Annotated in this window: 22 protein-coding genes and 2 tRNA genes; 15 read left to right on the top strand and 9 right to left on the bottom strand. The window is 59.4% G+C overall.

Annotation, left to right across the window (positions count from 1 at the left end; translation table 11 throughout):
• Positions 1-65: 65 nt before the first annotated feature.
• Complete coding sequence (locus HGP12_RS03405) at positions 66-1,418, bottom strand: extracellular solute-binding protein (protein ID WP_168839114.1); 1,353 nt, start codon at positions 1,416-1,418, stop codon at positions 66-68.
• 328 nt (positions 1,419-1,746) lie between these two features.
• On the opposite strand from HGP12_RS03405, the gene HGP12_RS03400 reads away from it, so the two are divergent.
• Positions 1,747-2,304, top strand: a complete 558-nt coding sequence (locus HGP12_RS03400; RefSeq protein ID WP_168839113.1) for a sugar O-acetyltransferase — start codon at positions 1,747-1,749, stop codon at positions 2,302-2,304.
• Positions 2,305-2,308: 4 nt separating this feature from the next.
• On the opposite strand, the gene HGP12_RS03395 is transcribed toward HGP12_RS03400, so the two are convergent.
• Positions 2,309-2,620, bottom strand: coding sequence for a hypothetical protein (locus HGP12_RS03395; protein WP_168839185.1), 312 nt, complete (start codon positions 2,618-2,620; stop codon positions 2,309-2,311).
• A gap of 116 nt (positions 2,621-2,736) precedes the next feature.
• On the opposite strand from HGP12_RS03395, the gene HGP12_RS03390 reads away from it, so the two are divergent.
• Positions 2,737-2,811, top strand: a tRNA-Asn gene (locus HGP12_RS03390).
• A gap of 308 nt (positions 2,812-3,119) precedes the next feature.
• Entirely contained in the window at positions 3,120-3,539 is a 420-nt protein-coding gene (locus tag HGP12_RS03385) for a DoxX family protein (protein WP_168839112.1), read from the top strand.
• Positions 3,540-3,755: 216 nt separating this feature from the next.
• On the opposite strand, the gene HGP12_RS03380 is transcribed toward HGP12_RS03385, so the two are convergent.
• The 3 genes from HGP12_RS03380 to HGP12_RS03370 form a co-directional block, all read right to left on the bottom strand.
• Positions 3,756-4,067: a hypothetical protein gene (locus HGP12_RS03380; protein WP_168839111.1), complete on the bottom strand. Its 312-nt coding sequence runs from the start codon at positions 4,065-4,067 to the stop codon at positions 3,756-3,758.
• Positions 4,068-4,277: 210 nt separating this feature from the next.
• Positions 4,278-5,384, bottom strand: a complete 1,107-nt coding sequence (locus HGP12_RS03375; protein ID WP_168839110.1) for a porin — start codon at positions 5,382-5,384, stop codon at positions 4,278-4,280.
• Positions 5,385-6,062: 678 nt separating this feature from the next.
• The gene (locus HGP12_RS03370) at positions 6,063-6,509 is read right to left on the bottom strand and encodes an acetyltransferase (protein ID WP_168839109.1); all 447 of its coding nucleotides are present in this window, start codon (positions 6,507-6,509) and stop codon (positions 6,063-6,065) included.
• Between the two features lie 163 nt (positions 6,510-6,672).
• On the opposite strand from HGP12_RS03370, the gene HGP12_RS03365 reads away from it, so the two are divergent.
• Positions 6,673-6,746, top strand: a tRNA-Cys gene (locus tag HGP12_RS03365).
• Between the two features lie 858 nt (positions 6,747-7,604).
• Here the strand turns inward: HGP12_RS03365 and HGP12_RS03360 are convergent.
• On the bottom strand, positions 7,605-8,030 hold the full coding sequence (locus tag HGP12_RS03360) for a Rap1a/Tai family immunity protein (protein WP_168839108.1): 426 nt from the start codon (positions 8,028-8,030) through the stop codon (positions 7,605-7,607).
• A 452-nt stretch (positions 8,031-8,482) separates the two neighbouring features.
• Here HGP12_RS03360 and HGP12_RS03355 point away from each other — a divergent pair, with 452 nt between their 5' ends.
• From HGP12_RS03355 to HGP12_RS03345, 3 genes are all read left to right on the top strand, one after another.
• The gene (locus tag HGP12_RS03355; RefSeq protein WP_168839107.1) at positions 8,483-9,151 is read left to right on the top strand and encodes a protein-L-isoaspartate O-methyltransferase family protein; all 669 of its coding nucleotides are present in this window, start codon (positions 8,483-8,485) and stop codon (positions 9,149-9,151) included.
• Between the two features lie 246 nt (positions 9,152-9,397).
• On the top strand, positions 9,398-10,291 hold the full coding sequence (locus tag HGP12_RS03350) for a PopZ family protein (RefSeq protein WP_168839106.1): 894 nt from the start codon (positions 9,398-9,400) through the stop codon (positions 10,289-10,291).
• 120 nt (positions 10,292-10,411) lie between these two features.
• Positions 10,412-13,255 (top strand): valine--tRNA ligase, encoded by a 2,844-nt coding sequence (locus HGP12_RS03345; protein WP_168878676.1) that lies wholly within the window; start codon positions 10,412-10,414, stop codon positions 13,253-13,255.
• 11 nt (positions 13,256-13,266) lie between these two features.
• On the opposite strand, the gene HGP12_RS03340 is transcribed toward HGP12_RS03345, so the two are convergent.
• Positions 13,267-13,458, bottom strand: coding sequence for a hypothetical protein (locus HGP12_RS03340; protein ID WP_168839104.1), 192 nt, complete (start codon positions 13,456-13,458; stop codon positions 13,267-13,269).
• 299 nt (positions 13,459-13,757) lie between these two features.
• Here HGP12_RS03340 and HGP12_RS03335 point away from each other — a divergent pair, with 299 nt between their 5' ends.
• From HGP12_RS03335 to exoR, 3 genes are all read left to right on the top strand, one after another.
• On the top strand, positions 13,758-15,014 hold the full coding sequence (locus tag HGP12_RS03335) for an OmpP1/FadL family transporter (protein ID WP_168839103.1): 1,257 nt from the start codon (positions 13,758-13,760) through the stop codon (positions 15,012-15,014).
• 361 nt (positions 15,015-15,375) lie between these two features.
• On the top strand, positions 15,376-15,705 hold the full coding sequence (locus HGP12_RS03330; protein ID WP_168839102.1) for a hypothetical protein: 330 nt from the start codon (positions 15,376-15,378) through the stop codon (positions 15,703-15,705).
• The gene (gene exoR, locus HGP12_RS03325) at positions 15,698-16,501 is read left to right on the top strand and encodes an exopolysaccharide production regulator ExoR (RefSeq protein WP_168839101.1); all 804 of its coding nucleotides are present in this window, start codon (positions 15,698-15,700) and stop codon (positions 16,499-16,501) included. The genes HGP12_RS03330 and exoR overlap by 8 nt, the downstream gene beginning before the upstream one ends.
• 60 nt (positions 16,502-16,561) lie before the next feature.
• Here exoR and xth read toward each other — a convergent pair whose 3' ends face one another.
• Entirely contained in the window at positions 16,562-17,353 is a 792-nt protein-coding gene (xth, locus tag HGP12_RS03320; protein ID WP_168839100.1) for an exodeoxyribonuclease III, read from the bottom strand.
• Between the two features lie 127 nt (positions 17,354-17,480).
• Positions 17,481-17,813 carry an iron-sulfur cluster insertion protein ErpA gene (gene erpA / locus HGP12_RS03315; protein ID WP_168839099.1) on the bottom strand — a complete coding sequence of 111 codons (333 nt, stop codon included), beginning with the start codon at positions 17,811-17,813 and terminating at the stop codon, positions 17,481-17,483.
• A gap of 304 nt (positions 17,814-18,117) precedes the next feature.
• On the opposite strand from erpA, the gene HGP12_RS03310 reads away from it, so the two are divergent.
• The 5 genes from HGP12_RS03310 (at position 18,118) to HGP12_RS03290 (ending at position 25,907) form a co-directional block, all read left to right on the top strand.
• Positions 18,118-19,335 carry a deoxyguanosinetriphosphate triphosphohydrolase gene (locus HGP12_RS03310; protein ID WP_168839098.1) on the top strand — a complete coding sequence of 406 codons (1,218 nt, stop codon included), beginning with the start codon at positions 18,118-18,120 and terminating at the stop codon, positions 19,333-19,335.
• Between the two features lie 55 nt (positions 19,336-19,390).
• The gene (argS, locus tag HGP12_RS03305) at positions 19,391-21,151 is read left to right on the top strand and encodes an arginine--tRNA ligase (protein ID WP_168839097.1); all 1,761 of its coding nucleotides are present in this window, start codon (positions 19,391-19,393) and stop codon (positions 21,149-21,151) included.
• A gap of 61 nt (positions 21,152-21,212) precedes the next feature.
• The gene (locus HGP12_RS03300) at positions 21,213-23,900 is read left to right on the top strand and encodes an SPOR domain-containing protein (protein ID WP_168878675.1); all 2,688 of its coding nucleotides are present in this window, start codon (positions 21,213-21,215) and stop codon (positions 23,898-23,900) included.
• Positions 23,901-24,026: 126 nt separating this feature from the next.
• Positions 24,027-25,040: a beta-N-acetylhexosaminidase gene (gene nagZ, locus HGP12_RS03295; protein WP_168839095.1), complete on the top strand. Its 1,014-nt coding sequence runs from the start codon at positions 24,027-24,029 to the stop codon at positions 25,038-25,040.
• 15 nt (positions 25,041-25,055) lie between these two features.
• Positions 25,056-25,907 (top strand): ScpA family protein, encoded by an 852-nt coding sequence (locus HGP12_RS03290; RefSeq protein ID WP_168839094.1) that lies wholly within the window; start codon positions 25,056-25,058, stop codon positions 25,905-25,907.
• Positions 25,908-25,941: the final 34 nt, after the last annotated feature.

The following is a 25,941-nucleotide window of genomic DNA, read 5'->3' as shown; positions in this document are numbered from 1 at the left end:
TGCTCTCATAACGAACGTCCGCCGGGAAACCCCGGCGGACGCTGTCTGTCCGTGAGCCGTGCTGCTTACGGCAGCTGCTTGCCCTTGTAGGTGGCTGCGAAGCGGTCGAGGACGGCGTCGCCGTTCTTGACCAGGTTGTCGATGCCTTCCTGGACGCTGACCTTGTTGGCGAAGATGGCCTGCATCTGGTTGCCGAACTCGGCGCGGATCTGCGTGAAGCTGCCGAGGCGAACGCCTCGGGTGATCGGGGTCGGCTCGGAAGCGGTCAAGCTGGCGATCGCGACTTCACGGCCCTTATAGGGAGCCTTATCGTAGAAGCCGGAGGACTTCATGAAGTCGAAACCGGACTTCTTGACCGGGATGTAGCCGGTGTTGGTCGACCAGAACAGGGCGGTCTCGGGCTTACCGATGAAGTCCAGGAACGCGGCAGCGCCCTTGTATTCGTCAGCAGACTTGCCGGAGAGAACCCAAAGCGACGCGCCGCCGACGAGCGAATTCTTGCGCTCGGTACCGGCATAGACCGGAAGTTCGGCCACATCCCAGTTCATGCCGGCTTTCTGGGTCTTGGTGATCGAACCGTGATCGCCGACCGACGTCATGATCATCTGGCAATCGCCGGAAGCAAAGGCCTGAACCATGTCCTGGCCGAGATCCTTGGACTTGATCTTGATGAGGCCCTGGTCGTACCAGCTCTTGAGGTCGGTGACGTACTTGACGAACTTCGTCTTGTTGACCGTCAGGCGGGCGTCGAGGCCGTCATAGCCGTTGTTCTTGGTGGCAACCGGCTGGTCGTGAATAGCGGAGAACTGCTCCATCAGCTGCCAGCTTTCGTTGCCGGAGATGTTGATCGCCATCGGGCAATCATAGCCGGCGCCCTTCAGGGCCTTCATGTCTTCGGCAGCTTCTTCCCAGGTCTTCGGAGCGGCGGTCTTTCCGATCTTGGCGAACGAGTCCTTGTTCCAGTAGAGCAGGGCGGTCGACGAGTTGAACGGGAAGGAGAGCAGTTCGCCCTTGGAGGTGGCATAATAGCGGGCGATGCCCGGGAAATAGTCGTCCCACTTAACCTTGTAGCCGTTTTCGGACATCAGCTTGCTGACGGGGTAGTAGGCACCCGAAAGCATCATGGTGGCGGTACCGACGTCGTAGACCTGGACGATTGCCGGCTGCTTGCCGGCGCGGAAGGCGGCAATGGTGTTCTGCAGCGCGGCGTCGTAGTTGCCCTGGCTGACGCAGGAGACTTCATAATCCTTCTGGGAATCGTTGAAGTTCTTGCACAGCGTCTGAACGACGCGCTCCAGGTCGCCCGACAGGCCGAACCAGAAATCGAACTTGGTCGGAGCAGCGGCAGCAGGCAAAGCCAGCGCTACGCTCATGACGCCGGCGGCGGCGGCGGAAATGCAGTTTTTAAGTTTCGACATAATCCCTATTTCCTTTTTGAAAGCTCGGAACCGGTGGTCTTGCGCAAGTCCGCGGTAGCGGCGTTATAGACAAGCTGTGTGACAGTTTGTTGAGAGCAAGAATCCCGTATCGCCGGGCATTTTCGGCCAAAATCAGGGATTTCAGGTGGGCCGATCTTTGAACGATCAAGTATTTGAGTCAATGCTAATCAAGGCGTGCAATATTGGATGGTTCGCGTTGAGCTTGTTGCTTGGTCGTGAACCAAAGGTTGGCTTGCTTGCCGCCCGCCCGAACGGTGATGCATGATCGCTTCGGGACGAATCCGGAAAAGCATGGGAGAAGGGATCGATGGATCTCAGCGAACGACAGAAGATGGCGGCGGGGGAATGGTATTGCTGCTTCGATCCCGAACTCGACGGCTTGCGCTGGCAGGCCCGAGAAGCCGTGCATCAGCACAATACGATGCCGCCGGTCGAGCGCAGCAATCTCGGACCGGCTTTGGCTGCACTCTTTGCCGATGTCGGCGAGAATGTTTTCATCGAGGCCCCGTTCCATTGCTCCTATGGCATCAACATCTCGCTCGGGCGTCGAGTCTATATGAATGCCGGCTGCACCATTCTCGACAGCGGCAGCGTTCGCATCGGCGATGGCAGCATGCTGGGGCCGGGCGTCCATATCTATTGCGCCGAGCACCATAAGGATCGCGAGTTGCGCGGCGCGGGCATCGAAATTGCGCGGCCGGTCACCATCGGCAGCAGCGTCTGGATAGGCGGCGGTGCGATCCTTGTCGGCGGCGTGACGATCGGCGATGGCGCAATCATCGGCGCGGGATCGGTCGTGACCAGGGATGTCGCAGCCGGTGCGACCGTTGTCGGCAATCCCGCCCGCTTGATCGGCGCAAGGTGAAAGGCTAGTTCGCCGGCCGGCGCTTCTTGGCCCACCATACGGCGAAGCGACGCCGCCAGCGGCGAACCAGAGGCATATCATGCGAGAGCACGATGAAGCCCAGCGGCAGCATCCAGAAGCCGAGTACCGGCAGGAAGCCGAGCAGGCCGCCAAAGATGAGCGCAACGCCCACACCCAGGCGGGCGAGGCGGGATCGGGGCAGGGGAATTCTCACGGAGCCGAAAACAAGCTCGCGGGTTGAGGGATCAATGCCGAAACGGCGGGTTTTCCGGCCATTTCGATCGGCATTTTCTGTCGTCTGGCTTTGGTCGGTCATCCACAGGAAATGGTAAGGCGGGGAAATAATGCAAGAGAATTCGATTTTTTTGAAAAAACCGCTTGGCAAATCGAGAAAGCATTTGTAGAAGCCCACTCACACCGCGCCAAGCGCATTCCCTGGTAGCTCAGCGGTAGAGCATTCGACTGTTAATCGACAGGTCGCCGGTTCGAATCCGGCCCGGGGAGCCACTTTCTTCCACAAGTGCAAGCACTGAGATAGCGACGACAAGCTTGTCGTTGGGTGGCCGATGGCCATTGTCTCGTGTCGATAGATTTGCCCAGCCTCTAACGGACGAAGCTGTATCAGCGCAGTTTGGCAGTTTTATTGCACATGCTTCGCATTGGCGATTTCTCGATCTTCTGGCCTTCATCCATATTTCGCTGCCCGTATTTCACCGGCAAGCCATTGTTATTGTCAGTGTTTCCAAGTCGTGGCAGGATCGCGGCGCTCATCGGACCGGCATATGGGGACGGCTAGGGGATAGGGAGATCTCGACATGGTGGAGGATGCAGTCGTCGGCAAGCCGGTTACGCGCCGCATTTCATGGGCGGGATGGGTGTTAACGGTAATCGTGACTCTCGTCTTTGCAGCCGACGCCGCCGTTAACTTGTTTTCGCCTGCCACGCTCGCGGCCGAGATGACCGCAACCGGATTTTCGACCAATCAGGCTTGGGTGGTAGGGCTGATCATTCTCGTCTGCGTGGTTCTTTACGCCATTCCGCGCACGGCAATCCTTGGGGCAATCCTGATGACCGGCTTTCTTGGCGGTGCGATCTGCACGCATTTCCGCCTCGGAGAAATCGGCTCGCCACCACAACTTATCAGTTTGCTTCTCGGGGTCATGGCCTGGGGCGGACTTTACCTTCGCGACGAGCGCCTCCGACGCCTCCTGCCCATCCGTTCCGCGATTGGATGAATCGCAAGCGATCAGTCCGCCTGCTACGCGTCCCCCGCTGAGCGCGGTAGGCGGCGAAACCAGCGCAAGCTCCTTCTAAAACAGGTCGGCCGCTACCGATATCTAAGGCGCGGCCGTATTATTTTGAATGTGGTTCGAAAGGCTTTCACCTCCGCCCGTGCGGCTTGGCGCGGAAGAATCGCTCATGACGCCATAGTCGCTACCGGTGCTGGGATATCAGGGGCGAATCTCCAATATCACACCGCTATGGTGCCGACGATAATAGCGACGGTCGTCCCGCCATCTGTCATCCCAATGACGCCGCTCCCAGCGGCGCTCCCGCCAATGACGGTGATCACGATCACGGTCGCGCCAATAAGGCCTACGGTCGTAATCTGGATATCTGCGTGTTCCGCGTTCCTGCACCAGAATGACGTTCGAAGCCGTCGATGAGCCGCCAAGCGAGGCAGACGCGGCGGGCAGGGCAGCCGATAATACGGAACCCACGGCAAGCGCGGTGGTCAAGGCGATTGAAGCGAGATGTTTCAAGGCGATAACTCCTATATTCAGCCACGTCCCTTTCAGCGGTAAACGCCATCGTGGTGACAAGGTTCCTCTCTCCGGTTGATCGAGATACCTTATGACACGCGCGCTGATCGCAGGATGGTGCTGTGATTCCAGGAGTTCTCATCAAAAAAGGGGTCCGGCAGGGAAAGCCGGACCCCTTCCTTCTCTGATCGGAGGTCAAGTCAGATCAGGTTAGAAGTTGCGTTCGAAGCGAAGAATGCCGGAAACGGTGTCGTCCTTGGCATAGTCGTAGTGAACGTAGGTCACTTCCGGCTCGACCAGGAAATCCTTGACCGGGTTGAACTTCAGGTTGGTGGTGGCTTCGAAGATTTTCGAGTCGCTGTAGGCGAGCTGGACATTCCACTTCAGCTTGTCGTTGAACGGTACGCCAACGCCGCCCCAAACAGCCCAGTCACCCCAGCCGCACTTCGATGCATTGACGGTGCCGTTCGGCGCCGTGCAAGCGGAGACGTCCTGGTTGGTGCCGGCATACTTGTTGAGCTTGTCGCCGTCGGTGTTCCAGCCGCCCATCAAGAAGGCCGTGAATGCACCGAAGTCGGCATCGATACGAGCCTTGATGGCGCCTTCTTCGACGATGGAGTCGTAACCGCCGACGACCTTGAAGCCCCAGGCACCAGCCTTGTAACCGAGGCCGGCGACGACATCAGGAGCGTAGTGATTGGACTTGTCGTCCGTCCACCAGCTTGCGCCATAAGATGCGACACCGTCCGAGGCCGAGTTGCTGTCTTCGAGCGAGACCACGGCCGTGAAGCCGTTGCCGGCGTCATAGTTGTAAGTTAGCTGGTTGAGTTCGTACGGGCCGTCATAGATCACGTCGTCGTTGATGACGTCGCCGGCGTAACCGATGTAAAGGTTGTAGGCCGAGTCCTTCTTACCGACGGTGAAGCCGCCGAGGCTGATGTAGGACCACAGCAGATTGGTGGAGGTGGAGCCGCCATCATTCCAGTCCCAACGAACGATAGTTTCGGTCTTCAACGGGCCGTATTCGGTGTCGGTCGCGGTGTCGACGTTCAGCTCGGCGCGGGTGTGCCAGAGCGTGCCCTGGTGGCTGGCACGGTTATAAGCGTTGTACCACTCGCCTTCGGTACGCACCTTGCCGCCGATCTTGAGGCAGGTTTCCGTGCCCGGAATGAAGAAGTAGCCGGCACCGTAAGCGTCGCAGATGCGAACGTATTCGAGCGGCTCCGGCTCAGCGGCAACAATAGCGTCAGCCGCGTGAGCACCGGAAACTGCTGCCAGCGCAGCAGCGGAGCCGAGAAGAAGGCTCTTGATGTTCATAGTAACTCCAATCTTTCTTGATTGGGCATGAGATATCGCGCCGAAAAACGACGTGCCCAACCCATCCCGTTCATGTTCCCTATTCAGTAGGTGCGAAGTAATAAGCTTCGCGAACTATTTCCTGAACCTGCCCCGCTGATTTGGCAAGATACTAAGAGTGGCGAACTATATGTGCGCTAATCGAAAGTGAGGGTTGTTGCAAAAATGACGCAATTCGTTAATCGGGGACCAACTGCGGCCGCTTTTGATCTCGTCCGCATGGTCAGCCTCGTGAGCGTGAAAAGGGCTGGAGTTGCGTTCGGGCGAAGGAATATGCGGGCGGCAGATGCGAAGTGGAGAGGCTGCCGCCGTATGATGGTGATCATCCCGCGCGCCAACTCCGGCCGACCACTATGCCGTTCTACAAAATTGGGGCTTTGAGGCGTGATTGCCGAAATGATTCTCCAAGAAAGAAATCGGAGAAAGGGCGCTTCCTGAACAGGCTCGGCTGCGGGTGCGTCCGACGACATTACTGGGGGCGTAGTCTCGTCGGACGCGGCACTGTCCGGTTCGGGGGTGGCATCCGAACCGGTGGTACTGAGTCTAGCATCTACCGCAGGGACCTATAACCTGCCTGAATGGACTGGCGGTGAAGTTGCCTCGGGATGGGGCTTCCAGAGAGTGGCTTGGACTACCCGGCTATGCCGGTTTCTGCCACCGCATATGAAGGATCGGGTAGGGACGTCCCTGATCGTCGCGTTCCGCGCGTCCCGTTACCACAAAGCCAAGCCGTTCGTAGAAGCCCGTCGCGGCAGAGTTCTGCTCATTAACATCGACCGTGACGACATCTTTTCCCATGCGAAAGCCATCGAGAAGCAAGCGTCCCAAGCCCATGCTTCTGCTGTCGGCATGGACGAAGAGCGAATCGATGTGGTTTCCGGTCACTCCCATAAAGCCGTGCGGCAGGTCGTGATCGTCCACTGCAACCATGAATTCCGCATTCGGCAGATAATCTTTCATCACCATCCTCGCGATTGCTTCCCGGTCCGAGGCATCGAGGAAATGATGGGTGGCGTCGACGGATGTCCGCCATATCTCATAGTTGCGCGCGGTATCGTCGGGTTTGGCTGGTCGCAGCAGGAACATCTCGGAAGTCTCCCGGTCTTGTTTGAAATGCGATGGTTAAAGTCGGTTACGCGGCAAGGCGCAACTTTAGGAATCGAAGAGGACATTTTTCAAAGATTGCCTCTTGCGGTTTTCTTTGGATCATTCTAAATCCGCGCCACCACAACGCAAATTGCTTTCGGATGGCCTCGTGGCGGAGTGGTTACGCAGAGGACTGCAAATCCTTGCACCCCGGTTCGATTCCGGGCGAGGCCTCCATCCTTTCCCCCGGTATCGATAAGCCATTGAAACGGCGCGATTTTTTTGAGGATGCGGCAGTTTGTTCCCGCTTTGGCCTTTGGCCTTTGGCCTTTGGCCTCGGGCCGTACCCTTTCAACTACCTGATGCGATCCATTTGCTGATCGTTCGGCAGACATAGGTATCCAGACCGCGTTTTGGATTGCAGTGCGTTTAGCGGCGAACTGTTCCGATCATACAGACAGGACGAGCAACGTGACGCCAAGCAGCGTCAGAGCTCCGAAGATCGGCAGCAACATCTTCATCATCAGCCGAGCGAGCTTTTTGCGCTCGCACGACCTCAGCGTCGACCACCGTGACCCCGGTAATTCCATAGATATTCCCCCGCCACAGCGTCGCATTCGAAACTGAAATGACGCTTAAGCTACTGAGGAGATGGCATTGTCGCAGACCGGGCTGCGATAACCTTGGGAAGTGCGACACAGTGTTGTGGCGAATATCGTGTCCGGAAAAAGCAAAAGCGGTCCAGTCTAGGGAAAAAACTGGGCCGCCTTTTGCTGGACTAGAGGTCACTCAAATTCAGCGTCCTAATTATAAGTTTGCCTTACTAATTGTCAACAGGAATGACATGCGCCGCGGGCGCGGCGTGGGCCGAGCAAGGGCATTGTTCGACGCGCTGGCGTGCAGGGGTGGGATCGGGATAATTCCGTGCAACTGGAGCATGTCGCGCAAAAATGTTCAGCGGTTTTGCGATTGCGACGTGCAAAAAATCAAGAATTGAAAGCGCACTCGACCAGCGACATTGGTTGCCCACAGGATCGCAAAGGCTCAATTGCTTATACGGAAGTTTGAAGCCGCCGCATCGGGCATCGGGGATGCCTATTCCTCAAGGCATGGAAAGGCGAATTTGTAGGAACGTGCAATCAGCGAGCTGGCAGGCCGTTCGAGCTGCCATGAATGTTCCGCCATCCATTTGCAGGCGATCGCCGTTGCTTTTGCGTTGCTGAGATCGGGCGGCAGGCAGAAGGCGCCGACGAACTGCTGGAGATAGTGCTCGTAGCGGGACGAGTTCTTCGGCGTCTGCTTGGTAGCGCGGATCGTCAGGTTTTTCGTCCGCTGCGCTTCGTCGAGGATGCCCTGTATATAGACCGAGGCAAGCGTGCGATCTTCTTCGCACCATTCGTCGAGCTGTTTGCCGGTCACGAGATGGCCGATGATGGGCGTTGCCTCCTTCGGCGCTTCCTCGCTCAACGCGACCTGGGGTAGGAGAAGGAGAAGCGCTGCGACGGAGAGCGAAAGCCTCATTCGGAAACCTACATCATGGAAGAAAGGCTGGCAGCCAGGAAGACCACAAGTGGCAACGAGGTTGCAACGAAAAGAACGAGAGAGACAGGCATCCCAGCCACCTTCTATTCAAATTTAGTCTTAACCCGGAGGGATATTCGGGTCGGAAGGTTGATCTGTGACCACACTCGGGCGGTTCCACGTCACGAAGCGTGGTCCTGTCAAGTTAACATTTTGCTAACGGATGTTCCGATTTGAGGCGAGGGGAATTGTGCGATGCCACTGGCGAGGGGTGCGTCGAGAGGCTCGGATGTGCATTTCAGGGCGCCGATTGTTGTGCGCGGGCGACGCCTGGCCATGAATCTCCGCCCCGGTGGCCGCAATGCCTTGAAAGCGTGACGTGAGGCGATTAAGACACGCGTAACAGAAAGTAGAGCCGGCCCGTTCGGGCATGAAGGGCGCAAGAGGATAAGATGGATTTCGAAGCAGCGCGCGTGAAGATGGTCGAGAACCAGATCCGGACGACGGACGTCACTTCCCATTCCGTGTTGAATGCCTTTTTGACGGTACCGCGCGAAAATTTCGTGCCGGAGAAGTCGAAGGTCCTGGCATATATCGACAACGACATCGAAATCGCCGCCGCTGCTGCCGGCAAGCCGGCCCGCTTCCTTATGGAGGCATCGCCGCTGGCGAAGCTTCTGCAGCTTGGCGTCATCACCAAAGAGGGCAAGGCTCTCGATGTCGGTTGCGGCACCGGATATGTATCCGCCATCCTGTCGCTTCTTGCCGAGAAGGTCATAGCCCTCGAAAGCGACGAGGAACTTGCCGCCCAGGCCCAGGCCAATATCGCCGCGCTTGGCTATGATAATGTCACGGTCGTCACCGGCGATCTCGAAAAGGGCCATGCCGGCAACGCTCCCTACGACGTCATTTTCATCGATGGCTCGATCGAGCAACTGCCGCAGGGACTGCTCGATCAGCTCGGTGAAGACGGCCGCCTGATCACGGTCATCGGCTATGGCCACGCCGCCCGCGCAACCGTTTTCATGCGCGAACGCGGCGTCTTCTCGGAAAACGTTTTTTTCAACGCATCGATCAAGCCGCTGCCGGGCTTCGCCAAGGCCAGGGAATTCGTATTCTGATTTTCCGAACGGCCTGATGATCCAGCTTGCGACAGGCGTCTTCGGGCGCCTGTTTTTTATTGCCGGCGCCTGTGGCAGAATCGCAGGCAGCAGAGCGATTCGTTGTGATCGTAACAAAACTGTGCATCACCGGGTTTAGTGCTTTGACGGTGATTTTTTTCCCGAGGGCAGTCATCTAGGGTGACCCTGATTCGGGTGCCGAGTTGGCGAGTTTCCGGTCGTTGAATATGGAAAACGGGGATGAATATGGCTCAGCCAAATGTAGTGCGTGAACCGTCCATGGAAGAGATTCTGGCATCGATCCGCAGGATCATCGAAAGCAACGAACCCGTGGGCGCCAAGCCGATTTCTTCCCCTCATCTCGCTGCTTCCAACATGCGCGACGACGATATTCCGTTGACGGTAGACGAAGAGTTCGCTGCCGCGGATCGCGCCCGCGCGGAGCAGGACCCGCGTTTCGTCGCCGCAAACTCGCAGATGCCCGTTGCCGAACCGGAGGGTGCCGGTCGCGGCTTGTCGCTGGCGGATGTCGCAGCGCGCGTCCGCGCCGCTTCCGAGCGCAACGCCGCCGCATTGCTGAACGCCGGGCGCGAGCCGCCGCAGCCGCGTGAACTGCCGCCGGCCATGGCCGCGCGTCTTGCCGAAGTCCATGTCGAGCCGGTCGCCGATGCGCCGCTGCGGCATGCCATTACCGATATGGTGGCGCCGGTCGCTCCGATGGCCGTGCAGGCTCCGGCGGAAGTCGGGGGCGAACCCGAAATGGAAGAATTGCCGGCGACGGTCTCCACTCGTACGTTCCAAATGGCTGCGCCTCGGGCAGCCGCACCGGTCGAGGCCCCGGTTTCCCCGGCACCTGAACCGATCGTAGCCGCTGCGGCGGAATTGGAAACGTCCTTGCCGACGGCCCAGGTCGTGGCTACGTCGCCATTGATGTCCGAAGCGGCCGGCGCGCAGGTTGCCCGCTCGTTTGAAGAACTTGCCGCCATCGTCGATGGAGGCCCGCGCCGTTCTCTCGATGAGCTGGCTCAGGAAATGCTGCGGCCCATGCTGCAGGAATGGCTCGACGACAATCTGCCGACCCTTGTCGAGCGTCTCGTGCGCGAGGAAATCGAACGAGTGGCCCGCGGCCCGCGCCGCTGACAGCCTGAGCTTCGGGTGACCGATCCGCCGCTCCGGCTCCGGGGCGGCTTTTTTATTGACTTGCCCACAGCCATCCTATTTACAACCCGCATCACCCAATCCTCAAGATCCGGTCATAAAATGCTCGACAAAACATATGATTCCGCCGCAGTCGAACCGAAGATCGCCCAAAAATGGGATGAGGCCGACGCCTTTCGCGCCGGTGCGAATGCCAAGCCGGGCGCGGAAACCTTCACCATCGTCATACCGCCGCCGAACGTGACCGGTTCGCTGCACATGGGGCATGCGCTGAACAACACGCTGCAGGATATCATGGTGCGGTTCGAACGCATGCGCGGCAAGGACGTTCTCTGGCAGCCCGGCATGGACCATGCCGGCATCGCCACGCAGATGGTCGTCGAGCGTCGTCTCGCCGGGCGCCAGCAGCCGGATCGTCACAAGATGGGCCGTGAGGCTTTCATCGAGAAGGTCTGGGAATGGAAGGCGGAATCGGGCGGCTTGATCTTCAATCAGCTCAAGCGCCTTGGTGCCTCCTGCGACTGGTCGCGCGAACGCTTCACCATGGACGAGGGCCTGTCCAAGGCCGTTCTCGAAGTCTTCGTCACGCTCTACAAGGAAGGCCTGATCTATCGCGACAAGCGGCTGGTCAACTGGGATCCGAAAATGCTGACCGCGATTTCGGATATCGAGGTCGAGCAGCACGAGGTCAACGGCAATCTCTGGTACCTGCGTTACCCGCTGGAGCCAGGCGTCACCTATCAGCATCCGGTTGCCTTCGATGACGAGGGCAAGCCGACGGAATGGGAAACGCGAGACTATCTGGTCGTCGCCACCACCCGTCCCGAGACCATGCTTGGCGATACCGGCGTCGCGGTCAATCCGACCGACGAACGCTACAAGTCGATCATCGGCAAGCATGTCATCCTGCCGATCGTCGGCCGCCGCATCCCGATCGTCGCCGACGAATATCCGGATCCGACGGCCGGAACGGGCGCGGTCAAGATGACGCCGGCGCATGATTTCAATGACTTCGACGTCGGCAAGCGCCGCGGTCTGCGCGTCGTCAACATTCTGACCCCGGAAGCCACCATCACCATCAAGGACAACGAGGACTTCCTCGAAGGTCTCGATCATCCGGCCGCTCTGCACGGCGCTTGGGATGAGCTGGAAGGCAAGGACCGCTTCGAGGCGCGCAAGATCATTGTTCGCATTTTCGAAGAATCCGAATTGCTGGATAGGGTCGAGCCGCACAAGCACATGGTTCCGCATGGCGACCGCGGCGGCGTGCCGATCGAGCCGCGCCTGACCGAGCAGTGGTATGTTGACGCCAAGACGCTCGCCGAACCGGCGATTGCCTCCGTCCGTGACGGCCGCACCAAGCTCGTCCCGAAGAGCTGGGACAAGACCTATTACGACTGGATGGAAAACATTCAGCCGTGGTGCGTTTCCCGTCAGCTCTGGTGGGGTCACCAGATTCCCGCCTGGTATGGACCGGATGGCCAGGTCTTCGTCGAAAAGACCGAAGAAGAAGCGCTGCAGGCGGCGATCCAGCATTATCTTTCGCATGAGGGGCCGATGAAGGCCTATGTCGAGGACCTGCTGGAGAACTTCAAGCCGGGCGAAATCCTGACGCGCGACGAAGACGTGCTCGATACCTGGTTTTCCTCCGCGCTCTGGCCGTTCTCGACGCTCGGGTGGCCGGATGAGACGCCGGAACTGGCGCGCTACTATCCGACGAACGTGCTCGTCACCGGCTTCGATATCATCTTCTTCTGGGTTGCCCGCATGATGATGATGGGTCTCCATTTCATGGAGGATGAGAACGGCGAACCTGTCGAGCCGTTCAGCACGGTCTATGTCCACGCCCTGGTGCGCGACAAGAACGGGCAGAAGATGTCAAAGTCCAAGGGCAACGTCATCGATCCGCTCGAACTGATCGACCAGTACGGCGCCGATTCGCTGCGTTTCACGCTCGCGATCATGGCGGCGCAGGGTCGCGACGTGAAGCTCGATCCGGCCCGTATCACCGGCTACCGAAACTTCGGCACCAAGCTCTGGAACGCGACGCGCTTTGCCGAGATGAATGGAGCCAAGAGCGACCCGCATTTCGTGCCGGAAGCCGCCGAGCTCACCGTCAATCGCTGGATTCTGACGGAGCTGGCGCGCGCGGAGCGCGACGTCACCGAAGCGCTGGAAAGCTTCCGCTTCAACGATGCGGCAAGTGCGCTCTATCGCTTCATCTGGAACCAGTTCTGCGACTGGTATCTTGAGCTGCTGAAGCCGATCTTCAATGGTGACGACGAGAACGCCAAGGCGGAGGCGCAGTCCTGCGCTGCCTATGTTCTCGAAGAGACCTATAAGCTGCTGCATCCGTTCATGCCCTTCATGACCGAAGAGCTTTGGGCGCATACGGCGGGCGAGGGCAATGAGCGCGAGGGCCTGATCTGCCATGCCGATTGGCCGGCGCCATCCTATGCGGACGATATTGCCGCCGATGAAATCAACTGGCTGATCGACCTCGTTTCCGGCATTCGTTCGGTGCGCTCGGAAATGAACGTGCCGCCGGCAGCGACCGCCCCGCTGGTGGTCGTCGACGCGAATAGCCTGACGCGGGAGCGCCTGTTCCGCCACGACGCCGCCATCAAGCGGCTGGCGCGCGTCGAAACCGTCTCGCTAGCCGATACCGCGCCGAAGGGCGCCGCACAGATCGTTGTCGGCGAGGCGACCGTCTGCCTGCCGCTCGGCAACCTCATCGACCTCTCGGCCGAAAAGGCACGTCTGGAAAAGGCGATCGCCAAGAACGACCAGGAGATCGCGCGCATCAACGGCAAGCTTTCGAACGAGAAGTTCGTCGCGAACGCGAATCCGGACGTGGTCGCCGCCGAGCGCGAACGCCTCGGTGAGCTCGAAGGGCAGCAGGTGAGCCTCAAGGTAGCACTGGCCCGGGTCAGCGAAGCGAGCTGAGAAAGAGGGAACTAAAGCGCATCGCAATCTTTCAGGTGCGCTCTAAGTTCCTGATCCTGCACATGTCCTGATCGCAAAACCGCAACTTGTTTTTGCGCGACCTGCTTTTGAGAATGGTGAAAGGCACGCGGCGTTAGCCGCGTGCCTTTCTTGCTTTCTTCTTCGATTCGATATCGATCAACGGGCTTTACACCCTGATTCATCGTCAGTTTCGCACAGGCGAAACATATTACACCTAAATCTGCTAGGCACTCGCGAAAAGCAGAACTGTTGTCATATTGTAACGGAATTGTTGCAAAGAAGAATAAAAATCTAACCGGGGAAGAAAATGACATTAAAAAGAAAAAATTTACCTAATCGCACGGTTTTTGCGCGGCGTAGTTCGTTTTCTTACGTAAATCAATCACTCTTTTACTGGGTTTCAGCCCTTGTAGGCCGCATTGCCAATTCAAGTGATCGTCGCAACAATCGAAAAAGCGAATGCACACGTGGGGGAGTTACAATGGCATTTTCTATTGCGTTGAGGAGCGCAGTTTCATTCATCATCGGTACGTCTTTTGCGAGTGCGGCCTTTGCGGGCGGTCTCGACCGTTCCGGTTATGACATCGACTTGCTCTTCGACAAGGGTCGTTATGTCTTCGAGTCCGGCGTTACCTATGTCATGCCCGACCGCAAGTTGAAGAACGCGAAAGACACCGATCCGAGCGACGGCAATCTCAATAACCGAAGCCACTCGACCGATGCCTCGGAAAATTATGCAATGCCTTATGCCGCCTTCAAGATCGGCATCACCGACAACATCGACTGCATGGCCGATTATTCCCAGCCATTCGGCGGGCATCTCAACGAAGGCCAGAACTGGGCCGGTGCCAACAACGAAATCGAGGTCAAGGTCCGCACGAACAATTATGGGGCGACCTGCTCCTACAAATTCGATGCAGGCCCGGGCGAATTTCGCGTTATCGGTGGCGGCTTCTATCAGGAAGTCAGTGGTTTCAAGTCACGCCTTGTCTCGGCCATCCCGGCTCCGCTTTCCTCCGTCTACGATGGCGTCGGCTCGCTTGATGTCGATGGTCACGGCTGGGGCTGGCGCGCCGGTCTGGCCTATGAAATCCCGGAATATGCCTTCCGCACGAGCCTCGTCTACAACAGCCGGGTCAAATACGACAATCTCAAGGGCAGTGTCGATCTGACCGAGCTGCCGCCGATTCGGCCGTTCTTCGGCGCGGCTACCTCGGTCTTCGGCTCGGCCGACGCTCCGGACTCGCTGGAATGGAAGGTGCAGAGCGGCATCGCGCCGGACTGGCTGGCATTCGGTTCGGTCAAATGGACGAATTGGAGCCTCTTGCAAAGCATCGCCCTTTGCCCGACCTCGACCCGTGGCGTCGCCTCCTGCCGGACCGGCGGGCCGACGCAGCTGACGTCGCTTGACTTGCTGTATCGCGACGGCTGGACCATCACGGGCGGTGTCGGACACAAGTTCAATGACAAGTGGAGCGGCGCCATCAGCCTGAGCTGGGATCGTGGTACGAGCGATGGCTATGGCATGAACTCGGATACGTGGACGCTCGGTGCAGGTGTTGCCTACAAGGCGACGGAGCACGTTCAGTTCAACTTCGGCGGCGCGCTTGGTCTGATGACATCAGGCAAATCCGGACCGGTCACTCGCGGCGGCATCGTCTACGGCGATGACGCGAGCTACAGCTTCGGCAATGACTTGGTCGCCGCTCTTCAGACGTCGGTAAAAGTCAGCTTCTGACAATAAGTCATTGGATTGACGAACTTATCATCTATCACTTCATCTCATTGAGAGCGTCGCGGACTTGTACAAGTCCCGCGGCGTTTTTTTGCCGCGCGCGGACGGATCGGAGCGCCAAACCGGCCTCCTTGCCGGATTTATGGTTAAGGAAGTTACAAGATCGGTAAAATCTTTGTGACGAATTAGCAACACTCTATTTCAAGACATTGCAGCCACGTGATCAGATTACAATTTGTCCATTTCCCGCCACAAATGGGGAGCAGCGATTACGTGGGCACAGGGGTTAGCCTTGTAGAAAGTGCGTAAACGATCGATGGGTGAGCTTCCACTTTGGCATAAGCAACGATCCGGGATCGGAGCCATGACGCTTCCGATGCAGGGGAAAAGTCTTTGCCCACCAAGGGAAGGCGTCAGCCTGACGACGTTCGATGTCACTCCTCGGCAAGCGAACGGGAGCGCGGGTTCTGTGATGGGATACGATAACGGCCGCACAAATGCTGGTTTGGACATAATTGCAAGCTATGCTCGCAATTGTGGCAAACAGCCTCGGTTGAATGCCATGGGAACCGTCTTTGCAAAGGATGATTCAGTCTCATGCGCCATCAGGGAAAACATTCGCGAATCTGACGGCGTTCATGCAAGCGCCGTCATAGGCCCGAATGGAGCGAAAGAAATCGACTGTTATGTTTAAGTCCGAGTTCATATCAGCGAGAGTCATGATGCTCAGCCTGTCCCTTGCCACGGCAGTGGCGCTGGCGGGTCAAGCCAAGGCATTCGATATCACTGCCGGTGTCACCAAGGAATCGGGTCCGTTCGATCTCTTCAAGTTCGGCTTCAAGGCCTACAAGAACGGGCAGAAGGAAGAAGCGGTCGAAGCCTATCGCTATGCCGCCGAAAAGGGCCATACCGGGTCGCGCTGGGCTCTCGCCAACATGTATGCCGACGGCGACGGTGTGACGCAGAACGATTTCGAAGCTTTCAAGATTTATAGCGAGATCGCCCAGCAGGGCGTGGAGCCCGGCTCTGAAGACACCGGCTTCTTTATCAACGCGCTGCTCGCTCTCGCCAGCTACTACAAGACCGGCATTACCAACAGCCCGGTCAAGATCGATCTCAACCAGGCTCGCCAGCTTTATTTCCAGGTTGCATCCACCTTCGGCGTTCCCGAGGCGCAGTTCCAGCTCGCGCAGATGATGCTGACGGGCGAGGGCGGCGCCACCAATGTGCAGCAGGCCAAGAAGTGGCTGAACCAGGCACGCAAGAGCGGCCATCCGGGCGCCATGGCGGTCTTCGGCAATATCCTGTTCCAGGAAGGTCAATCCGTCCGAGGTCTCGCCTTCATGACCGCGGCATTGGACAAGTGCAAGCCGAAGGACTGCAGCTGGATGGAAGATCTGCAGGAGCAGGCATTCTCTGTTGCCAATGAGAACGACCGTCGCGTGGCGGTCTCCATGGCTCATCAGCTTGACGTCGCCGGCTCCGATTGATTGCCGCCTTAACTGCCCGTTGCCGGGCAGTTGCCGAACTGCCTTGTTTCGGGCTGACGTTTAATTGCCGAAATCGAGGTGCGCGATGACCGGGACATGGTCGGAAGGCTTTTCCCAGGCGCGCACATGCTTTTCGATTGCCGTCGCGGTAAGGCGATCGGCCGCCTCCGGCGAGAGCATCAGGTGATCGATCCGGATGCCGTTGTTCTTCGGCCAGGCGCCGGCCTGGTAATCCCAGAATGAGTAAAGCTTCACGGCATCCGTCGTCGCCCGCACCGCATCCGTAAAGCCGAGATGTTCGAGCTGGCGGAAGGATTGACGCGTTTGCGGCAGGAACAGCGCATCGCTCTCCCAAACCTTCGGATCGAAGCAATCATGCGGCTCCGGAATGACATTGTAGTCACCGGCAAGCACGAGAGGCTCCTCGAGCGCGAGGCGATCCGCCGCAAATTTGCGCAGGCGTTCCATCCAGGCGAGCTTGTAGGGATATTTCTCGGTATCGACCGGATTGCCGTTCGGCAGATAGAGGCAGCAGACGCGCAGAGCGCCATGCCCTTGCACGGAAAACACTGCTTCCATAAAGCGGGACTGTTCGTCGCCGTCGCCGCCGGGTAGACCCCGCGTCACTTCATCCGGCTTGATCTTGGAGAGAATGGCGACACCATTGAAGCCTTTCTGCCCGTGGGTCTCAACATGATAGCCGAGCGCCTCCACCTCCAGCCGCGGAAAACCTTCGTCGACCGTCTTGATCTCCTGCAGGCAGACGATGTCCGGGCTCGAATCCTTCAGCCACTGGCAGAGGTTCTCGATACGCGCTTTGACACCGTTGATGTTCCAGGTGGCGATTTTCATGGGTAGCTCGTTCCTTTGCTTCGCCTCGTTGTATCCGCAGCTGACCGGCTTGACTACAGCCCATATGAAAGCCGGCCCGAAGCGATGGCTCCGGACCGGCGATCAAACTGTGGAAAAAGAGGAAGCCTCAGATCGAGAAACTCGTGCCGCAGCCGCAGCTTGCAACCGCATTCGGATTCTTGATCTGGAAGGATTGGCCGAGCAGGTTGTCGACGAAATCGATCTCGGAACCGGCCATATAGACCAGCGACATCTGGTCGATCAGTACGGTGGCGTTGTCCTTTTCGACAACGATATCATCGTCTTCCGGGCCTTCGACGAGATCGAATTTATAGGAAAAGCCGGAACAGCCGCCGCCTTCGACGGCAACGCGAAGTGCGTGCTTGCCCGTCTCCGCGCCGACGATCGCGGCGATTCGCTTCGCCGCGGCATCCGATAGGGTAACGTTAGTCTCAGTCATGCTTTCCTCCTGCCGGGGTCAAGATCCGGAGAGAACCAAATAGGCCGTCGCACTTTCAAACGGCTGATATCCATAGCCTTTATCATGAAAGTCAGGCCGGTGACAGCTCTGGTTTCGTGGTTGAGCCACACGCCATTTTGCTGTTTTCTTGTCTATAGGTATGAAGGCCGCAATGCGGCGTCAATGGGTCACGCTTGGCGACGGGATCGTATATTCCGATCTGCAGGCAACGCCTTCGTCGGTTATGATGAAACGACCTTCGCATCTGTAATGGTGCGGGGGCCAAATGCCGGAATGGATTGATATGACGATCGATACGCATGCACTGGGTTTTGGATATGGTGAGAAGGCGGTCTATGCGACGGACCCCTGGGCATCGCGCGGAAGGCTCTACGACGAGGGATCGAGCCCGACGCGCTCCGAATTCCAGCGCGATCGCGACCGTATCGTCCACGCGACCGCTTTCCGGCGCTTGAAGCACAAGACGCAGGTCTTCATCGCCCAGGACGGCGACCATTACCGCACCCGGCTGACGCATACGATCGAGGTGGCGCAGATCGCGCGCGCCTTAGCGCGTGCCTTGAAGCTGGATGAAGACCTGGCGGAAGGCGTGGCGCTGGTTCACGATTTCGGCCACACGCCTTTCGGTCATACCGGCGAGGATGCGCTGCACGAGATGCTGCTGCCCTATGGCGGCTTCGATCACAACGCGCAGTCGCTACGCATCGTGACGAAACTCGAGCGCCGCTATGCCGATTTCGACGGGCTCAATCTCACCTGGGAAACGCTCGAAGGGCTGGTCAAACACAACGGCCCGCTGATGACAACAGACGGCAAGGGCATTAGCGGGCCGGTGCCGCAGCCGATCCTCGACTATTGCGAGATCCATGATCTCCAAATTGCGTCCTTTGCCAGCCTGGAGGCGCAGGTCGCCGCGATTGCGGACGATATTGCCTATAACACCCATGACATCGACGACGGGCTGCGCTCGGGCTATCTGACTTTCGACATGCTGGAGGAGGTGCCGTTTCTCGCGGGGCTGATGGCCGAGGTGAGGGCGCGCTATCCGCATCTGGAGCCGAGCCGTTTCACGCACGAGATCATGCGCCGGCAGATCACCCGCATGGTCGAGGATGTCATTGCGGTCTCCCAGCGGGCGCTTGCCGAAATCAAGCCGGGCAACGTCGCCGATATCCGTGCCGCTGGACGCATCGTCGCGACCTTCTCGGCGGAGATGGCGGAAACCGACAAGCTGATCAAGCAGATGCTGTTCAAGCGCATCTATCGTCACCCCGATATCATGCGCATCCGGGCCGGCGCGGCGCAGATCGTAACGGACCTCTTCCACGCCTATATGGAAAATCCCAAGGAGATGCAGAGCCATTACTGGGTGGATCATATCGCCGGACTTGCGATTGCTCCCAAGGCAAGGCATGTCGGCGATTATCTGGCCGGCATGACGGACACATACGCCATCAGCGCCCACAAGCGTCTGTTTGACCAGACTCCCGATTTGCGGTAGGCAGCGGCGGCGTCGGGCCGATAGCGGCCTGATCAAGCTATGCGTGGGCGATATCATGAACCTTTTCACCGACTTCGAAGTAAGAATTAAGAACGCTCTCGAGCAAATTGATATTGTGAGGGAAAAGCGATCGGAACTTGACTTCGGACGTATCGGCGTGGAGCCGCCGCGAGACGCCAGCCATGGCGATGTCGCCACCAATGCGGCCATGGTGCTGTCCAAGCCGCTGGGCACGAATCCGCGTGCGCTCGCCGAGATTATCGTCTCCAAGCTGAAGGAAGACGCCGATGTCGCCGAAGTCTCGGTTGCTGGTCCGGGCTTCATCAATATCCGCCTTTCGGTCGGCTATTGGCAGCGGCTGCTGGCGACGATGATCTCCGAGGGCGAGAAATTCGGCCGCTCGAATCTCGGCGGGGGGCAGAAGGTCAATGTCGAATATGTTTCGGCTAACCCGACCGGGCCGATGCATGTCGGTCATTGCCGCGGCGCCGTCGTCGGTGATGCGCTGGCAAACCTGCTGGCCTTCTCCGGCTATGAGGTTACCAAGGAATATTACGTCAACGATGCCGGTTCGCAGATCGACGTGCTGGCGCGCTCCGTCTTCATTCGGTATCGCGAAGCGCTTGGCGAACAGGTGGGCGAGATCCCGGCCGGTCTCTATCCCGGCGATTACCTGGTTCCCGTCGGCGAGGCGCTCGCCAAGGAATTCGGTACCAAGCTGCGTGGCATGCCTGAGGACCAATGGCTTCCCATTATCAAGGATCGCGCCATCGACGCGATGATGGCGATGATCAAGGAAGACCTGGAGGCGCTGAACGTCAAACACAGCGTATTCTTTTCCGAACGCACACTGCATGCCAATGGCGCTGCACTGATCCGCACCGCGATCAACGACCTGACCTTCAAGGGCTATGTCTACAAGGGCGCGCTGCCGCCGCCGAAGGGACAGCTACCGGAGGATTGGGAGGATCGCGAGCAGACGCTCTTCCGTTCGACGGAGGTGGGCGACGATATCGACCGCCCGCTGATCAAGTCGGACGGCTCCTATACGTATTTTGCCGCCGATGTCGCCTATTTCAAGAACAAGTTCGACCGCGGCTTCAACGAGATGATCTATATTCTCGGCGCCGACCATGGCGGCTACGTCAAACGCCTGGAAGCGGTCGCGCGCGGCGTTTCCGATGGCGCGGCGAAGCTGACCGTGCTCTTGTGCCAGCTGGTCAAGCTGTATCGCGACGGCGAGCCGGTGAAGATGTCGAAGCGCTCGGGCGATTTCGTCACGCTGCGCGAGGTCGTCGATGAAGTGGGCCGCGATTCGGTGCGCTTCATGATGCTCTACCGGAAGAATTCCGAACCACTGGACTTCGATTTTGCCAAGGTCACCGAGCAGTCCAAGGACAATCCGGTCTTCTACGTGCAATATGCGCATGCCCGCTGCATGTCGGTCTTCCGTCAGGCCAAGGAGGCCTTCCCGGATCTCGATATCGCCTCGCTCGATCTGTCAAAGGCTGTTGCCGGCGCCATCTCCGATCCGGCCGAACTGCAGCTTGTCGCCAAGATTGCGGAGTTCCCGCGAATCATCGAAGCTGCAGCGCAGTCGCAAGAGCCGCATCGCATCGCATTTTACCTTTACGATCTAGCAAGTTCCTTCCATGGACACTGGAATAAAGGTAAAGATTTACCTGAATTACGTTTTGTTAACGATAAGAACCGAGAATTGAGCATTGCCAGACTTGGGCTGGTGTACGCTGTCGCGTCGGTTTTGAAGTCGGGTCTTGGTATAACCGGGACCGCAGCACCGGACGAAATGCGATAAACGTCACCATTTACCCACATTGCGCTGGCATTAACTGTAGTGTTTGCGAGTGGAACGGGTGATGGCAGAAAAACAGTTGGCGTATCGCGCAAGCGGAAACGACGAGTTCTTTGCGGATGATGATCCGCTCGCAGAACTCGCGCGTATCGTAGGTTTTGAGCCGCGCCCCGCTGCTCAGGCAACTCCTGCGGCTCAACGGCAGGAGCCTGCCTTCAATCTCGAAGACGAGCTTCTTCGCGAATTCGAGCGGTACGATACGCCGCGAATGAGTCCGGCAAATGACATTTCCGTTCCGACGGAGCCGGTATCTCCCCCGATCCAGGCTGAGGCGCCGGTGCCCGTCGAGCCGGTGCGGGTCGAGCCGAAATTTGAAGAGCCTGCTCAGCAGGTCGCCGCTCCCGTCAAGCCGACGATCGGCGCTCGTGACCTGATCGACGAGCTGGAGATGTCGATTGCGCCTGCTCTGCAGCCGGCGCCGAAAGCCGCGCCCGTCGAACCGCCGGCGGCAGCTCCGGTCGCCAAGACACCGCAATCCGCTGCTGCCACGATGCGGCTGCCGATAGCCAATTTCACGCTCGCAACCCCGGTTGCGCCGCGCGAGCAGCCGGCGCCGGCCGCATTGCCTTCCGTTGCGCCGCCCGTCGAGGCAATGTTCGACGAGGTGCCGGATTTTGAGCAGCTTGGCCCTGTCGAACCTTTCAAGGTCCAGGAACCGGCTTCGCAGCCCGTAGCGTCTCAGCCGGCTCCGGCCGTCTTCAGGGCGCCCGAGCCGCCAAAGATCGCCAAGGCCGATCCCGCCGCGCTTGCAGCGGAGATCGATGCCCTGCTGGCCGATGTAAATCGATACCCGGTCCCTTCCAGGACCGCGACGCCAGCAGAACCGGCCTTTGACGATTTCAGCGTTTCGTTTGACGAACATTCGATAGCATCGGCTGCTTCTGCGGCCGCACCGTCGCGTGAAGAGCCGAAGCCGATCGCCTTTGATGCGGAAGATCCGTTTGCCGGTCAGGAATTCGAATTCGATCTTGCCGATATCGAAATGGAACTTGCCGGTCTCGATTTCGCCGAAGCCGACAAATCCTCCAGCGCCCAACCGGCCCCGGCTGTGGAGCCGATCATCTCCCGCGCAACGCCGGTTATGCCGGCGCCGGTCGCTCCTGTGGCTGCCGTTGTAGCGCCGCAGCCGGTACAGGCCACGGCGTCGGTTACACCTGCCGCGCACAAGCCAGCCCCGGTGTTCGAGGCAGAACAGGCATTGCCTTTCGATCCGACTGAGATCGCCGAGACAGAGGATCGTGTCGAGACCTTCGAAGGCTCGCACGTTCCGCACCTACCGCCGATCGAGCCCGAAGAGCCGGTCGCCGTTGCGCCGGAATATGATTTCGATCTCGATTCCGAGATGGCGAGTCTTCTCGGTGCTCCGGCCAAGGAGGCGGCACCCGAGCCGACCAAGTCGGCTGCCACTGCCTTTGGCGGTGCCGCCGTTGCGGCTTCCTGGTCGAAGAACGCAGCCGCCCAGCCTGCCGCTGCCGTCGCCAAGCAGCCGATCGAGGAATTCGACGAGTTCGAGCGCGCGTTGGAGGAAGACTTCCGCCGCAGCTACCGCGAAGCGTCCAGCCCCGTCGAGAACGTCGCCAGAATGACACTGAACCCGGCCGCGGGTGGGCGCCGCCCTGTGCGCTCGGTGCGCGGCATGGCGACCGCCGCTGCCATTATCGCGGTTCTCGGTGTTGGTGCCTATGGCGCCTATAGCTGGGTACGCCACGGTGCGCCGATCTCCAGCCTCTCCGGCGAGCCGCGCGTGATCACCGCCGACAGCGACCCGGTAAAGGTCGCTCCGGAAAATCCGGGCGGCACCGTGGTCCCGAATCAGGACAAGGCCGTGTACGACCGCGTCGCGGGCGACAGCACCGCTGCGCCGAAGCAGAAGGCGCTCGTCTCTTCGAACGAGCAGCCTGTCGATGTCGTGCAGAAGACCCTGATCCCGGAAGCGGTTTCTCCGGATGACGGCAGCGCCGAGCAGGTCACCTCGACGCCGGTCGGCGAAACCGAAGATCCGCGCCTGTTGCCCGACCAGAACGGCGGAAACACCAATGTCGCCGCCAATGGCGACGATCAGGTCCCGGCCGTCTCGCCGCGCAAGGTCCGTACGATGATCGTCAAGCCGGATGGCTCGCTGGTTCCGCGTGACGAGCCGGCCGTCGATACGACGACGATCGCTGTCGCCAAGCCGGCGAACAATCAGGTCGCAGCGGCCAATCCGCGCCCGTCTCAGGCAAATACCCCGACGGCAGCCCAGCCCGATAGCAGCGATACTGCCAGCGCCGAAAGCACGCCGATCCGCGTCGTCAAGACGAACCCGGTTCCGACGGCGCGTCCCGAGCCGGCCGCCAAGGCCAATACAGCCGCTCCGGCCCCGGAAGCTCAGCCCAAGGCGCAGCCGAAGCAGGTCGCATCGGCAAGCCCGGCGGCGGCAGCTCCGGCTGCGACATCGGCGGCGAGCGGCGGCGCATATGGCGTTCAGATCGCATCCCTGCCGACGGAAGCCGACGCGCAGAAGTCGCAGGCGAACCTCAAGGTCAAGTTCGCCAGCGTCATCGGCAATCATCCGCTTGAGATCCGCAAGGCCGACATCGCCGGCAAGGGCACTTACTATCGCGTCCGCGTCGTCGCCGGCTCGAAGGACGAGGCCGCGGCCATCTGCACGCGCTATCGCGCCGCTGGTGGTACCTGCCTGATCTCGAAGTAAGGATCTGATACGAAACTTCTGAAAACGGCGGGCCTCGGCTCGCCGTTTTCGTTTGAAATGTGCTGTTCTTGTGTATCTCCGCTTGACGTCACTCGCATTTCCCGGCGCAAGCCTTATGATTCGGACATGACCGAATCGAAATCCATGATCCTTGGCTGTAGCGGCCACTCCATCACGCCCGAAGAGCGTTCCTTCTATCAGGGGGAGCAGCCATGGGGTTTTATCCTATTCGGACGCAATATTTCCGAGCCGGCGCAGATCACCGATCTCGTTGCGTCCCTGCGTGACAGCGTCGGGCGCGATGCTCCGGTTTTTATCGATCAGGAGGGGGGCAGGGTGCAGCGCATCCGCCCGCCGATCCTGCCGCATTACCCCTCGGGGCAGGCGCTCGGTGATATCTACCGTCAGGATCGCGAGCGTGGCCTGCGTGCCGCCTGGCTGATGTCGAGGCTGCATGCCTTCGATTTGCTGAAGTTCGGGATCAATGTCGATTGCCTGCCGGTGCTGGACGTGCCTGTGGAGGGATCGAGCAATGTCATCGGCAATCGCGCTTATGGCGGCGATCCGGTGACGGTGACCGAGATGGGGCGTGCGGCGGCGGAAGGTCTGAAAGCGGGTGGTGTGCTGCCCGTCATGAAGCACATGCCCGGTCATGGGCGCGGCTTTGCGGATTCGCATCACGAACTGCCCGTCGTCTCGGTACCGCGCGCCGAGCTCGAGGCGCATGACTTCGCGCCCTTCGTAGCGCTCAAGGACGAGCTGATGGCGATGACATGCCATGTCGTCTTCACCGATATCGATCCGGAGAACCCCGCCACGACATCGCGCAAGGTGATCGAGGAGATCATCCGCGGTCATATCGGCTTCCAGGGGCTGCTCCTGTCGGACGATACCTCGATGAACGCCCTCAAGGGTACGATCGGCGAGCGTGCGGCAAATATTATTGCGGGCGGATGCGATATCGTGCTGCATTGCAATGGCGTCATGGACGAGATGCGGCAGGTCGTGCGCAATGTTCCCGCGCCGGCGGGCGCATCGCTGGCAAGGGTCAAGGCGGTCGAAGCGGCATTCGGAAAAAGCGACGGTGCCGACGAAGCTGCGGTCCGCGCAGAATTCGACGCGATGTTCGCGGTGGCGTAAACCGGGCTTCGAGGAATGGACGGTGACAAGGTGAGCGGCACGGAAAAGCTTCAGCAGGCGGCAACGCCGATGGACAAGCTCTGGCAGGAGGGCGAGGCGCAGCGCGGCTTGCATGAGCCGGCTCTGGTCGTCGACCTTGCAGGTTTCGAAGGGCCGCTTGATCTCCTGCTGCACCTGGCGCGCACCCAGAAGGTCGATCTGTCCCGCATTTCCGTTCTGGCGCTTGCCGAGCAATATCTCCAGTTCATCGAACGTGCCCGGCGCATTCGCATCGAACTCGCGGCCGATTACCTCGTCATGGCCGCATGGCTCGCCTATCTGAAATCCAAGCTGCTGATCCCGCAGCAAATCAAGGAAGACGGCCCGACGGGCGAGGAGATGGCGGCGACGCTCGCCTTCCGCCTGAAGCGCCTGGAGGCCATGCGCGACGCGGCAACCGACCTCGTCAATCGCAATCGTCTCGGCCGGGATTTCTTCGCGCGCGGCGCACCGGAACATATTCCCGATCGGCGCCAATCCGCCTTCGATGCCAGCCTCTATGATCTTCTGACGGCCTATGCCGGCCTGCGCCAGCGTCAGGCTGTGACCCAGGTGACGATCGAGAAGCGCAGCGTCTGGTCGCTCGCCGATGCCCGCGTCATTCTCGACCGCATGATTGGTGAGATCACCGATTGGACGGCATTGGAACATTACCTGCTGAGCTATATGACGACGGCCAGCGAGCGCGTAACGGCCATCGCCAGCGCGTTTGCGGCTTCGCTCGAACTGGTGCGCGAGGGTCAGCTGGAAATTCGCCAGGAAGGCGCGTTTCAGCCGCTCTATATGCGGCGCGGGCCGAAGCATTCGTCGCTGGAAGCAGCGGAATAGGACAGGGACGAGCGTGAACGAGCCGGACGACGAG

It is taken from the genome of Rhizobium sp. P28RR-XV (assembly GCF_012641385.1).
Taxonomy (GTDB): domain Bacteria; phylum Pseudomonadota; class Alphaproteobacteria; order Rhizobiales; family Rhizobiaceae; genus Rhizobium.
Note: the sequence above shows the minus strand (reverse complement) of the source record. Positions and strands in the feature narration are given on the sequence as shown.